Source organism: Saccharopolyspora rectivirgula DSM 43747, from assembly GCF_000497205.1.
Lineage (GTDB): Bacteria > Actinomycetota > Actinomycetes > Mycobacteriales > Pseudonocardiaceae > Saccharopolyspora > Saccharopolyspora rectivirgula.
The window spans coordinates 1-12,321 of record NZ_AYJW01000048.1; the positions used below are offsets into that span (position 1 = coordinate 1).

Consider the following 12,321-nt stretch of genomic DNA (forward strand, 5'->3'; position numbering starts at 1 on the left):
CTGGACGACGAGCTCACCGAGCTGTGGGATGCGCCGGTGCGCACTCCCGCGCTGTGCTGGTGACCGCCTGGTTCTTAGCGGGCTGACCGGTGAGGACTTCGCCGTTCTTCGCGAAGGCCACGATGGACGGCGTGTACTCCTTGTCGTCGATCTTCTTCTTCCAGTCGGTGCCCATGTGGCGCTTGACCGACCGGATGGTGCGGTCGACGTTGGTGACCGCCTGGTTCTTAGCGGGCTGGCCGACCAGGAGTTCACCGTTCTTGGAGAAGGCGACCACCGACGGTGTGGTCCGAGAGCCCTCGGCGTTGGGGATGACAGTGGCGTCGCCACCTTCCAGGACGGCGACCACGGAGTTGGTGGTCCCCAGATCGATTCCCACGGCGCGCCCCATCACGCACTCCTCTCCACACCGCTTCGAGCGGCTCGGTGGCCGATGTCGCCCGTCCGTTCTCACGGGCCGGTGGCTTCAGTATGGGAAACCAGTGGAGCCACGTCCAACGAGCAAGCGCACCAACAACACGGGAATCACCAAGCGTGGCAAGGAAAAATCTTTTCCTCTACTGGGTTACCGCGTCCCGGCCTTGATCGCTACTTTGCGTTTTCCCAACCGGCGCGCCCATTCGTCCTCAACAGACGATCCGCACCGGAGGATCCGGCACCATTGGCGTGCGCCCTTCTCGTCGACGACCATCCCCGTAGCTCGGCGAGCACGGCACCGATCACCACCGCCCCCGGCCGCTTTCGACCCTGGGGCTTCAGCCCGACGAACGGACGAGAACGACATGACCCTGCAGCAGCTCTACGTCGCGCTGCTCGCCGGTGGTCTCGTCCTGCTGTGCTCCGTGATCGCTGCTCTCATCGCCTCCCGGGCCGGGCTGCCCAGCCTGCTGCTCTTCCTCGGACTCGGCCTGCTGCTCGGCGAGAACGGGCTCGGAGTGCGCTTCGACGACGCTCAACTGGCCCAGAACCTGGGCAGCAGTGCGCTGGCGGTGATCCTCGTCGAAGGCGGGCTGACCACTCAGTGGTCGGACGTCAAACGCGTGCTGGGACCAGCCGGCCTGCTGGCGACCTTGGGCGTCGGCATCAGCGTCGTGGCGACCGCGGCCGGCGCTCACCTCCTGCTGGGCCTGGACTGGCAGCTCGCCCTGCTGCTCGGCGCGATCGTCTCGTCGACCGATGCCGCTGCGGTCTTCTCCGTGCTCCGCAGGATCCCCCTGCCCAAACGCGTTTCCGGGCTGTTGGAAGCCGAATCCGGGTTCAACGACGCGCCCACCGTCATCCTGGTGACCCTGTTCAGCGCCACCCCGATGTCGATCGAACCGCTCGGCATCGCCCTGAACCTGGTCTACCAGCTGGTCGTCGGCGGCGTGATCGGACTCGTGGTGGGCTGGGGCGGCGCCGTCGCGCTGCCCCGGCTGGCCTTCCCCGCCTCGGGGCTGTACCCCCTGGCGACCTTCGGACTGGGCATCATCGCGTTCGCGGCCGCCGGGGCCGCCGGTGCCAGTGGGATCCTCGCCGCCTACCTCTCCGGAATGGTGCTGGCCAACGTCGGCCAAATACCCCACCGGGCCACCACCCGCTCCTTCGCCGAAGGGCTCGCCTGGCTCGCCCAGATCGGCCTGTTCATCCTGCTCGGCCTGCTGGTCACGCCCAGCGAACTCGGCGGCGAAGTCCTACCGGCCCTGGTGGTCGGGCTCGTGCTCCTGCTGATCGCCCGGCCGCTGTCGGTGGTGCCCTTCCTGACCGCGTACCGGGTGCCGTGGCGGCACCAGGTGTTCATCTCCTGGGCTGGGCTGCGCGGTGCCGTTCCGATCGTGCTGACCGCTTTTCCCATCGTGGCCGGAGTCCAGGACAGCCACCGGGTGCTGAACATCGTTTTCGTGCTGGTGTTCCTCCTCACCCTCATCCAGGGCCCCAGCCTGCCCCCGCTCGCCAGGCTCCTCGGACTGATCCCCCGGGAAGCCACCCGGGAGATCCAGGTGGACTCGGTACCGCTGAACGTCATCGCCGCCGTGCTGCTGACCATGAAGATCCCGCCGGGATCGCGCCTGCACCTGGTGACCATCGTCGAACTGCGACTGCCGGAGCCGTCGGTGATACCGCTGGTGATCAGGAAGGGCAAGGCGTTCGTGCCGCAACCGGACAGTCGCCTCGAGGTGGAGGACGAACTGCTGATCGTCACCACCGTCCAAGCTCGGGAAGCGACGGAGCGGCGCCTGCGCGCGGTCAGCCGGCGCGGGAAGCTCGCTCACTGGTTCGGCGAGTACGGCGCTCCCGAATGACCTCCGCACCGCCTGCGGAGTCCCGAGCCCCACGTCCACTGGGGACGAATGGCGAACAGCTCCGGACCGCCTCGACTGGACGCACCACCCAGCTCCAGCACCGGTGACCGATCGCCCGGCTCCTGGTAGAACGAGTTCCACCGGTGGGAGGAGCGGCGGGTAAGCTGACTCCGACGACTCACCGGAGCGAAGGAGGGCGCAGTGACGCAGGGATCGGCCACCGACCAGACGCACTACCCACCGATCCCGGCAGATCTGGCAGCAGCTGCTGAGCAAGCGACCGGCTTCATGCCCGCTGACGAGGGAGAAGCGCTGCACCGGGCGGCCCTGCGCTACCTCGGCACCGGTGTCGCCGTGGAAATCGGCACGTACTGCGGCAAATCGGCCATCTACCTCGGAGCCGCAGCCCGGCGCACTGGTGGCCACGTCGTCACCATCGACCACCACCGGGGCTCCGAGGAGCACCAGCCCGGGTGGGAGTACCACGACCCCACCCTGGTGGACCCGGAAGTCGGCAAGGTCGACACGCTCGGCAGGTTCCGCCGGACGATCGCCAAAGCGGGGCTGGAAGAAGAAGTGACCGCGGTGGTCGGCAGCTCAGCGACCGTGGCCACCTTCTGGAAGCAACCGATCCAGCTGCTGTTCATCGACGGCAGCCACACCGACGCCTCCGCTCGCGCGGACTACGAGGGCTGGGCCCCGTGGGTGGCCATCGGGGGTGCGCTGGTGATCCACGACGTCTTCCCGACCCCGGAAGACGGCGGGCAGGCTCCTTACCGGATCTACCGGCGCGCCCTGGACACCGGGCAGTTCCGGGAAACCCAGGTCACCGGGTCGCTGCGGGTGCTGGAGCGCACCGGTGGTGCGCTCGGATCGCTGCCGTAGCAGCGCGCAACGGCGCGGTTCCGGCTCGCTCGTCGACCGGGAACCGCGCCCGCTACACGCTTTCCAGTTGACAGCAGTCCGGGGCTTCCACCGGCACTCCCGTCGGCAGCTTCTCCCCGCGGAAGATGCCGTTGGCGGGCGTGGTGCGCGACAGCGCGTCAGCAGCCAGCACCACGACCCCGCTGGTCCAGCTGGTGCGTTCCTCCGGCCAGCGCTTCCCGTCGGCGAACACGAACCCGGTCCAGTAGGACCCGTCCGGGTCGCGCAAGTGCTGCATGGACGCGAACAGCTCCACGGCCTGCTGGTGCAGCCCCAACGCGTCCAGGCTCAGGACCAGTTCGCAGGTCTCCGCCCCCGTCACCCACGGGTGGTCGTCCACGCACCGCGCCCCGAGCCCGTCGACCACGAAATCGGACCAGCGGGAGGAAATCCGCTCGTGGCCAGCGGCTCCGCGCAGCACTCCGCCCAGCACCGGGTAGTACCAGTCCATCGAGTACCGGCTCTTCTCCAGGAACGCCTCCGGGTGCCAGCGGATGGCGTGACCGAGCTTGCCCAAGGCGACTTCCCAGTCCGGCCGGGGCTGCTGCACGTGCCTGGCCAGCGCGAGCGCGCAGCGCAGGCTGTGGTAGATGCTGGCGCAGCCGGACAGCAGGGCTTCCTCGGTGCGGTTGCCGGCCAGGTCCACCGCCCAGTCGATCTCGCCCCGGTCCCGCTGCGCGGTGAGGACGAAGTCGATCGCGCTCCGCACCATCGGCCACATCCGCGCGGCGAACTGCTCGTCGCCGGTGAGCACCAGGTGGTGCCACACCCCCACCGCGGGATAGGCGCAGAAGTTGGTGTCGGAGTTCGGGTCCTCGATCTTCCCCTCGCGCACCTGCAGCGGCCAGGAGCCGTCCGACCGCTGCGTCTCCAGCAACCAGGTGTAGGCGCGCTCGGCTTCGACCAGCATTCCCGCAGCAGCCATGGCCATCGCGGCCTCGACGTGGTCCCACGGGTCGGTGTGCCCACCGGGGTACCAGGGTATGGCGCCTGAGTCCTCTTGCGCGTCGGCGATCGAGCCGGCGGTCTGGACCACTTCCCGAGCGGAGATCACCCCGGGTACCGCGGGAACGTCAGGACGTGGCACGCGGCGCTCCCGGCTTGCCCAGGTAGACCACGAGGCTCTTGCCGATCAGCGGGTCGAGCAGCCGCTCGGCGGTGCGGGTGATCCAGGGCCGCTTCATCAGGTCCCACACCAGGAACCGGTGGTACAGCCGGGGCAGCGGGTGGTCGTCGTTGTTCGTTCCGACCGCGCACTTCAACCACCAGTACGGGGAGTGCAGTGCGTGCGCGTAGTGGTGGAACGCCGGGCGCAGCCCTGCTTTGCGCAGCTTGCTGATCAGTTCGACAGCGGTGTAGATCCGAACATGGCCGCCCTCCACCTCGTGGTACTCGTCGGAGAAGGCCCAGCAGATGCGTTCCGGCAGCCACCGCGGGACCGTCACCACCACGCGACCGCCCGGCTTGACGACCCGGACCATCTCCCGCATCGCCTTCTCGTCCTCGGAGATGTGCTCCATGATCTCCGAGGCGATGACGACGTCGAAGTGCTCGTCGGGGAATGGCAGGGCAAGGGCGTCCCCGGGCACCGTCTGGGCGTTCGCACCCTCGGGCACCTGGCCTTCGGCCTTCATCGCGGCGAACATCGCCGCCACGTTCTCCAGTTCCTCCACGTCCTGGTCGAAGGCCACCACGTCAGCGCCCCGGCGATACATCTCGAAGGCGTGCCGCCCCGCTCCGCAGCCCAGGTCCAACACCCTCTGGCCCGGCTGCAGACCGAGCTTGTCGAAGTCCACCGTCAGCAACGAGCTACTCCCTTCCCAGCGCGCGAGTTGCGCGCAATAGCTTCGGCGTAGCAGTCAACGGTCGCCGCTGCTACTGATCTCCAGCTGAACTTGGCCAGCACCCGACGCCGGCCGTTGTCCCCCAAGCGCTGCCGCCGTTCCGGCGAGTCGAGCAGTTCCGCCAATGCCTTGGCCAGCGCTTCCTTGTCACCGGGCGGGACCAGGTCAGCGCACTCCCCGTCCGGACCGGCGACCTCCGGGATCGCTCCGGCCCGACTGACCACCAGCGGTGTCCCGCAAGCCATGAATTCCACGGTCGGCAGCGAGAAGCCTTCGTACAGCGACGGCACGCAGGCGACTTCAGCCGATCCCATGAGCTCGGCCAGCTCCGCGTCGGTCAGGCCGCTGGTGGTGCGGACGACATCTCCGATCGCCAGTTCGTCGATCAGCCGCTCGGTCGGCCCACCCGGGGTCGGCTTGGCCACCAGCACCAGTTCGACCTCTCGCTCGGTGCGCAACTTGGCCACGGCCTCCAGCAGCGTCCCGATTCCCTTCATCGGCGAGTCGGCACTGGCCATGGCCACGATCCGGCCCGGCACGCGCGGCGCGGTCGGCGGCTTGAACACTTCGGTGTCCACTCCGAGCGGAACGGTCGTCAACTGCTCCGGGCGGACGCCGAAATCGCGGCAGATGTCCGCGGCCGAGGTCTCCGAAACGGTCAGCAGGTCGGGGATTCGCCGAGCCACTCGGGCCTGCATCCGGACGAACCCGTACCAGCGGCGCACCCCGAAGCGCTTGAAACCAGTTCTCGCCGCCTGCAGCTCCACTCGACGGTCGTGGGTGATCGGGTGGTGGATGGTCGCCACCAGCGGTATGCCCGCCTTCTGCAGCGCCAGCAAGCCGTAGCCCAGGCACTGGTTGTCGTGGACCACGTCGAATTCGTGCGAGCGGGCCCGCAGCAGTCGGGCGGCGCGCAAGCTGAACGTCAGCGGTTCCGGGAAGCCGGCGGTCCACATGGTGCAGACTTCCAGCAGGTCGATGTAATCCCGCAGTTCGCTCCAGTGAGGCGTGCGGAACGGGTCGGCGTCGTCGTAGAGGTTCAGGCTGGGGACCGGTGTCAGATCCACTCCGGAATCGAGCTCCGGATAGGGCTGCCCGGAGAACACCTCTACGTGGTGGCCCAATTCGGCCAGCCCTCGACTGAGGTGACGGACGTAGACCCCTTGCCCGCCGCAGTGCGGCTTACTCCGGTACGACAGGAGCGCAATTCGCACGTTCCACCTCACACAGCTCGTGGGCCAGGGGTCCGGCTAGACTGAAACATGTTCCGGCAGAGCTACGTCGATCACCTTAACCTGCCGGTAGCCTGAACCAGTGAGCTGCGTGGCAACGAACACGCTCGCAGCGCCCCCGAGGGGACCGATCGCATGGAACGCACCCCGAGCAACGTCCTGCAACGGCTGCAGTACGGCGATACCGGTTCCTCCGCGCAGCACGAGAGGCGGCAGCGCATCATCGACGCGACCATCGCGTTGGCCAGCAAGGGCGGCTACGACGCCGTCCAGATGCGGGCGGTGGCGGAGAAGGCGGATGTCGCCCTGGGAACTCTCTACCGCTACTTCCCCTCCAAGGTGCACCTGCTGGTCACCGGGCTTGCGCGGGAGTTCGAGCAGGCCCTGGAGAAGGCCGAGCGCACCAGGATCCCCGGCGACACCCCCTACGAGCGGGTCATGCACGTGTTGCGGCGCACCACCCGCTCGCTCCAGCACAACCCGCAGCTCACGGAGGCGATGACCCGCGCCTTCATGTTCGCCGACACCTCGGCGGCCAACGAGGTGGACGCGGTGGCGAAGCTGGTGGAGCGGTTCTTCACCCGGGCCATGACCGATGGTGAACCCACCGCGGAGGAGAAAGCGATAGCCCAGGTGATCGGTGACGTCTGGCTCTCCAACCTCGTCGCCTGGGTGACCCGCCGGGCTTCGGCGTCCGATGTGGCCAACCGCCTGGAACTGACGGTCCGCCTGCTGCTGAAGTGAAGCTCACACCGAGCAAACCGCGGTGTAGCGGACGACTCCATCCACTGTGGAGGTTTCTAGTTCTCCCCGCCGCACCAGCACGTCGAGGTGCGCTGCGGTTTCGGCGACCGCGAAGAACCGGTTGAGCAGCTCCAGCTCGGACAACGGGCTCCGCCGGCGCGTCCAGCGCAATCGCTGCGCCACCTCGTAAGCGGTACCGCCGGGTTCAGCGGCCCGCTTGATCTCCAGCAATCGCTGGGCGTGGTGGTCGAGCAGCTGCGCGACGCGATCGTGCAGGCTCGCGGTGACGGGCCCGTGCGCCGGCAACAGCCGCATGTCCGGGTAGGACTGCATCAACCGCAGCGATTCCAGGAATTCGCCCAGCGGCAGGTCGCTGCGCGCGGGTTCCAAGCCGATCGAAGGCGTGATGTGCGGGAGCACGTGGTCGCCGGAGAAGAGCAGTCGGGCGGCTGGATCGGCGAACACCAGATGTCCGCGGGTGTGCCCGGGCGTGGGCACCGCCAGCAGAGCGCGCTCCGCGAGGTCGATTTCGGTCCGTCCCGTTATCCACCGGTCCGGCAGCTCGTAGGAGGATTGCCGGGTGGCCGCGCGCAGCGAATCGCCCGAACCGAACTGGTTGGCCAGTTCCAGCAGCAGTTCGTCCGCTCCCCACTTCTGGAGCTGGCCGACTTGCTGGAACTCCTGGCGGGCGAGGATCGCCTCCAGCGACGGGCGCTCGGCGCTGCCCAGCACGATTTCGGTGCCGAAGGCGCGCCGCAGGCGCACAGCGAGCGTGTAGTGGTCGTAGTGGTGGTGGGTGACGTAGACCCGCTTGACGTCCGACAACCGGTGTCCGATGTCGCGGAGCGCGGATTCGAGCTGCTGCTGCGTCTTCTCGTGCGCCCATCCGGAATCGATCAACACCAGGTCGCCGGCGTCTTCGATGGCGTAGGCGTTCACCGCGCGGAGGTCGTCCCGCGGAAGCGGCAGCGGAATGCGGTGCACCCCGGGTGCGACTTCGAACGCTCCCGGCTCTGCCCACGCGTGCCGATTCCGCGCAGTCTGCCCAGTCACGGGACCTCCATCACCAACGGGGTACCGAAAGGGTAAGCAGGCCGCGCCGCGGCACATCGCCACGTCCGCCGGACACCGCCGAGGGCTGCGCCGTGAGCGCCGTATTGGCTGTTGGAAGCGATCAAGCGCCGAGTTCGGCGGGGCGCAGCGGGTCTCCTGCCCGCTCGGGCCCGCCGGAGGGGCAGGCCCGGGGTCCGATACTGTCCTCCGCAGCCCCTCGGAGCAGCGCGCCGGCCCTGGACTGCCGCCCAGCGCGAGGACAGCCCCGGGATCGAAGACGAGAAGAGCGGGCGGGCCGTCCGAAGACGACCCGCCCGCTCGAGTCCGGTTGGGGCTCAGCCGACCGTCAGCTGGCCAGCTGCTTGAGCCGCTCGATGCCGTACTGGTACTTGTTCAGGTCGGTGTAACCGCTGATGCCGGAAACACTGCCCTTGTCCGTGTACTGCCAGAAGTCCCAGTCGTCGAAGCCGCTCAGCACCGAGGGGCTGTTCACGCCGTAGGAAGCCATCCACAGCGGCTGGTCGCTGAACTCGGACGTGCCGCCCATGCACTGCCGCCAGAACGACGGGTTGGCGTAGATGATGGCGTCCTTGCCGGTCTTCTCCTGCACCGTCTCGTTGAACTCGCGGGTCCACTCCTGCATCTCCGAGACGGTCATCCCGTAGCAACCACCGGTGCTGGGGTCGACCTCGAGGTCCAGGACCGGGGGCAGGGTCTTGCCGTCCTTCTGGTAGTCGGCAACGGCCAGGAACCGCTCGGCCTGCTCACGACCCGAGGAGTCGTCCGGGCGGGCGAAGTGGTACGCCCCGGCCATCAGACCGGCTTCCTTGGCCCCGTGGTACTGCTTCGAGTAGCTGGGGCTGGTGAAGTTGTCACCGTCGGTGGCCAGGACGAAGGTGAACTTCTTCCCGTCCGCGGCGACCGCGTCCCAGTTGATGGAGCCGTTGTGGTTGGACACGTCGATGCCTTCGACCGGCGGGCCGATCGGGGCCGGGCGCTTCTGCTCAGCCGGCGCCGAGTTCTTCGGGGCCGGCGCAGGGGCTGCCTGCTCGCCACCGCCCTGCGGGGCCTGCATCGGCGCCGCCTGGGCGGCTTCCTCGACGTTGCTGGCCTGCTGCTGGGAGCCGGTGCTCATGGTGCCGACCACCAGGCTGACCACACCGACCGCGGCCAGCGCGGCCCCGGCCTGCATGGACCGCACCCGCACCGGGACCTGCTGACCGGATTGGGTCTGCGGCAGGTCGAGCTTCTCCTTGAGCGCGGCCAGCTGCGGGCCGACCCGCTCGCTGACGCGCTGCACGGCCGGGATCTCCCGCACCCGGGCGATCAGCGGGACCAGCGCCTGCCACATCCGCTCCAGCAGCGCCAGGACGCTGTCGAGCGAGCGCTGAGCGACTGGACGTACCCGGTTCGCAGCCGAGCGCACCTTGTGCTCGGCTGAAAACTTCGCCGAGTGCGTTTCGCTGTTCTGCGTCTCCTTCGGGGTGGAGACACCGTTCACGTTCTCTTCGGGGGTGTTTGGCTGATCGGGGGTTTCGGGTCTCACGTGTCCTCACACTCCAGCACGGAGCGTGTGCGTGCATCGCGGTTTGTACGTACCCGACTACCTAGATTCGCCCCCTCGGGGGCAATCGCCGGCCAATTAGTCACTCCCTGTATCTGACTAAGGGGGTCATTGGCCTGAACCTGCCCACAGCATACGGGATTGGCGTCCCCCACCCGGGGCACCCCTGTGGGCTGCTCATCGCCAGCCCCTGGACCCGACGACCGCGAGAAGACCGCAGGTGAACAACCGACCACGGAGCGTTCTGACACGCCCAGCGGACCAGTGCCTGCCGGTGAGGAGCCGCGGCTCCGGCAGAATGCACCCCTGAGCTCGCCAAGATCGCAGAGAAAGCAGAACAGCACCGTGCCAACATCTGTCCACCACAAGATCGCCGAAGAACTCGGGGTCCGCGAACACCAGGTGCGGGCCGCGGTTGAACTGCTCGACGGCGGCGCCACCGTGCCGTTCATCGCGCGTTACCGCAAGGAAGCGACCGGCGCCCTTGACGACGCACAGCTGCGCAAGCTCGAGGAGCGACTCCACTACCTGCGCGAACTCGAGGAGCGGCGCAACACGGTACTGGAGTCGATCCGCTCCCAGGGCAAGCTCACCGAGGAACTGGAAGCACAAATACGTGCCGCCGACTCCAAGGCGCGCCTGGAGGACATCTACCTCCCCTACAAACCCAAGCGCCGGACCAAAGCCCAGAAGGCGATCGAAGCGGGCCTCGAACCGCTGGCCGACCTGCTGCTCACCGATCCGACCAACGACCCGGAAACAACCGCCACCGGCTACGTCGCCCCGGACAAGGGCGTGGCCGACGTCGCCGCAGCGCTGGAAGGGGCCAGGGCGATCCTGGTCGAACGCTTCTCCGAAGACGCCGACCTGATCGGCGAGCTGCGGGAGCGGATGTGGACGCGAGGCCGCCTGGTGTCCCGGGTCCGGGAGGGCAAGGAAGAGGAAGGCGCCAAGTTCGCCGACTACTTCGAGTTCTCCGAACCGTTCACCGAACTCCCCTCGCACCGGGTCCTCGCGCTGTTCCGCGGCGAGAAGGAAGAGGTCCTCGAACTGGCCCTGGAGCCGGACGACGGCGACGACGAGGGCCCCAGCGAGTACGAACAGCGCATCGCCGAACGGTTCGAGATCACCGACCGGGGCAGGCCCGCCGACCGGTGGTTGCTCGGCGTCGTCCGATGGGCCTGGCGCACCCGCATCATCACCCGGCTGAGCATCGACCTGCGGCTGCGGCTGCGGCAGAACGCCGAGGACGAAGCGGTGCGGGTCTTCGCCGAGAACCTGCGCGACCTGCTGCTGGCCGCACCGGCCGGTTCCCGCCCGACCATCGGTCTGGACCCCGGCTACCGGACCGGTGTCAAGGTCGCCGTCGTCGACGGAACGGGCAAGCTCGTGGACACGGCGACGATCTACCCGCACCAACCGCACCGGAAGTGGGACGAGTCGCTCGCCGTGCTGGCCGAGCTGGCCCGCAAGCACGGAGCCGAGCTGATCGCGATCGGCAACGGCACCGCTTCCCGCGAGACGGACCGGCTCGCCGGTGAGCTGATCCGCAACCACCCGGAGCTGAAGCTGACCAAGATCTCGGTCTCCGAGGCGGGCGCGTCGGTGTACTCGGCGTCGGAATACGCTTCCCGGGAACTGCCCGACATCGACGTGTCGCTCCGCGGCGCCGTCTCCATCGCCCGCCGGCTGCAAGATCCGCTGGCGGAACTGGTCAAGATCGACCCGAAGTCGATCGGGGTGGGCCAGTACCAGCACGACGTTTCGGAGAGCAAGCTCTCCCGTTCCCTGGACGCGGTCGTGGAGGACTGCGTCAACGCCGTCGGGGTGGACGTCAACACCGCTTCGGTCCCGCTGCTGGCCCGGGTTTCCGGGATCAACTCCGGGTTGGCGGAGAACATCGTCGCCCACCGGAACTCCAACGGTCCTTTCCGGGCTCGGCAAGACCTCAAGAAAGTCCCCCGCCTCGGCCCGAAAGCGTTCGAGCAGTGCGCGGGCTTCCTGCGGATCCAGGGCGGGGACAACCCGCTCGACTCCTCCGCGGTGCACCCGGAGGCGTATCCCGTGGTGCACCGCATCCTGGATGCGACCAACTCGGACATCAGCACGCTGATCGGCAACACCAAGGTGCTGCGGAGCCTCCGACCGCAGGACTTCGTGGACGACGACTTCGGCCTGCCGACGGTCAGCGACATCCTCTCCGAGCTGGAGAAGCCCGGGCGCGACCCCCGACCGACGTTCAAAACCGCGGAATTCGCCGAAGGGGTCGAAACCCTGGAGGACCTCAAGGCCGGGATGGTCCTGGAAGGCGTGGTCACCAACGTCGCGGCGTTCGGCGCCTTCGTCGACATCGGGGTGCACCAGGACGGTCTGGTGCACGTGTCGGCCATGTCGAAGGAATTCGTCAGCAACCCGCGGGACGTGGTCAAACCCGGTGACATCGTGAAGGTCAAGGTGCTCGACGTCGACCTCGCCCGCAAGCGCATCTCCCTGTCGTTGCGGCTGGACGACGAGCCGGGGCCGGGTGGCAACGCGCACAACGGCGACAGCACCAGCGGCAAGCGGCGCAAGAGCGGGAAGAACAACGCTCAGCGCAACCGCCGGCCGGCCCCCAGCGGGGCGATGGCGGACGCCTTGCGGCGGGCGGGTTTCACGTCCTGACCCGGAGCGCGGGCCCG

The 12,321-nt window shown here is 68.2% G+C and carries 9 protein-coding genes and 1 pseudogene; 4 read left to right on the forward strand and 6 right to left on the reverse strand.

From position 1 onward, the window contains the following. Nucleotides 1-127: 127 nt before the first annotated feature. A pseudogene (locus SREC43747_RS0113510) lies at nt 128-391 on the reverse strand (Hsp70 family protein); the annotation flags it as partial. 397 nt (nt 392-788) lie between these two features. Between SREC43747_RS0113510 and SREC43747_RS0113515 the strand changes: the two are divergent. Next, entirely contained in the window at nt 789-2,282 is a 1,494-nt protein-coding gene (locus SREC43747_RS0113515; RefSeq protein ID WP_236623188.1) for a potassium/proton antiporter, read from the forward strand. A gap of 201 nt (nt 2,283-2,483) precedes the next feature. Continuing rightward, complete coding sequence (locus tag SREC43747_RS0113520) at nt 2,484-3,167, forward strand: class I SAM-dependent methyltransferase (protein WP_029721808.1); 684 nt, start codon at nt 2,484-2,486, stop codon at nt 3,165-3,167. Between the two features lie 52 nt (nt 3,168-3,219). On the opposite strand, the gene SREC43747_RS0113525 is transcribed toward SREC43747_RS0113520, so the two are convergent. From SREC43747_RS0113525 to SREC43747_RS0113535, 3 genes are read right to left on the reverse strand one after another with little or no spacing between them, the layout of a single operon-like run. Beyond that, nucleotides 3,220-4,293, reverse strand: a complete 1,074-nt coding sequence (locus SREC43747_RS0113525; RefSeq protein WP_029721809.1) for a prenyltransferase — start codon at nt 4,291-4,293, stop codon at nt 3,220-3,222. Further along, a complete protein-coding gene (locus SREC43747_RS0113530; protein WP_236623189.1) occupies nt 4,280-5,002 on the reverse strand; it encodes a class I SAM-dependent methyltransferase in 723 nt (240 codons plus the stop codon). Before SREC43747_RS0113530 ends, SREC43747_RS0113525 begins: the two co-directional genes overlap by 14 nt. 2 nt (nt 5,003-5,004) lie before the next feature. Next, entirely contained in the window at nt 5,005-6,264 is a 1,260-nt protein-coding gene (locus SREC43747_RS0113535) for a glycosyltransferase family 4 protein (RefSeq protein ID WP_029721811.1), read from the reverse strand. Between the two features lie 153 nt (nt 6,265-6,417). Here SREC43747_RS0113535 and kstR point away from each other — a divergent pair, with 153 nt between their 5' ends. After that, nucleotides 6,418-7,026: a cholesterol catabolism transcriptional regulator KstR gene (gene kstR, locus SREC43747_RS0113540; protein ID WP_029721812.1), complete on the forward strand. Its 609-nt coding sequence runs from the start codon at nt 6,418-6,420 to the stop codon at nt 7,024-7,026. Between the two features lie 3 nt (nt 7,027-7,029). Here the strand turns inward: kstR and SREC43747_RS0113545 are convergent, their stop codons facing one another. Together SREC43747_RS0113545 and SREC43747_RS0113550 are read right to left on the reverse strand one after the other, a co-directional pair. After that, nucleotides 7,030-8,079, reverse strand: coding sequence for an MBL fold metallo-hydrolase (locus SREC43747_RS0113545; RefSeq protein WP_029721813.1), 1,050 nt, complete (start codon nt 8,077-8,079; stop codon nt 7,030-7,032). A gap of 346 nt (nt 8,080-8,425) precedes the next feature. Continuing rightward, on the reverse strand, nt 8,426-9,580 hold the full coding sequence (locus SREC43747_RS0113550) for a GH25 family lysozyme (RefSeq protein ID WP_236623187.1): 1,155 nt from the start codon (nt 9,578-9,580) through the stop codon (nt 8,426-8,428). 408 nt (nt 9,581-9,988) lie between these two features. On the opposite strand from SREC43747_RS0113550, the gene SREC43747_RS0113555 reads away from it, so the two are divergent. Continuing rightward, nucleotides 9,989-12,304 (forward strand): Tex family protein, encoded by a 2,316-nt coding sequence (locus SREC43747_RS0113555; RefSeq protein ID WP_029721815.1) that lies wholly within the window; start codon nt 9,989-9,991, stop codon nt 12,302-12,304. Nucleotides 12,305-12,321: the final 17 nt, after the last annotated feature.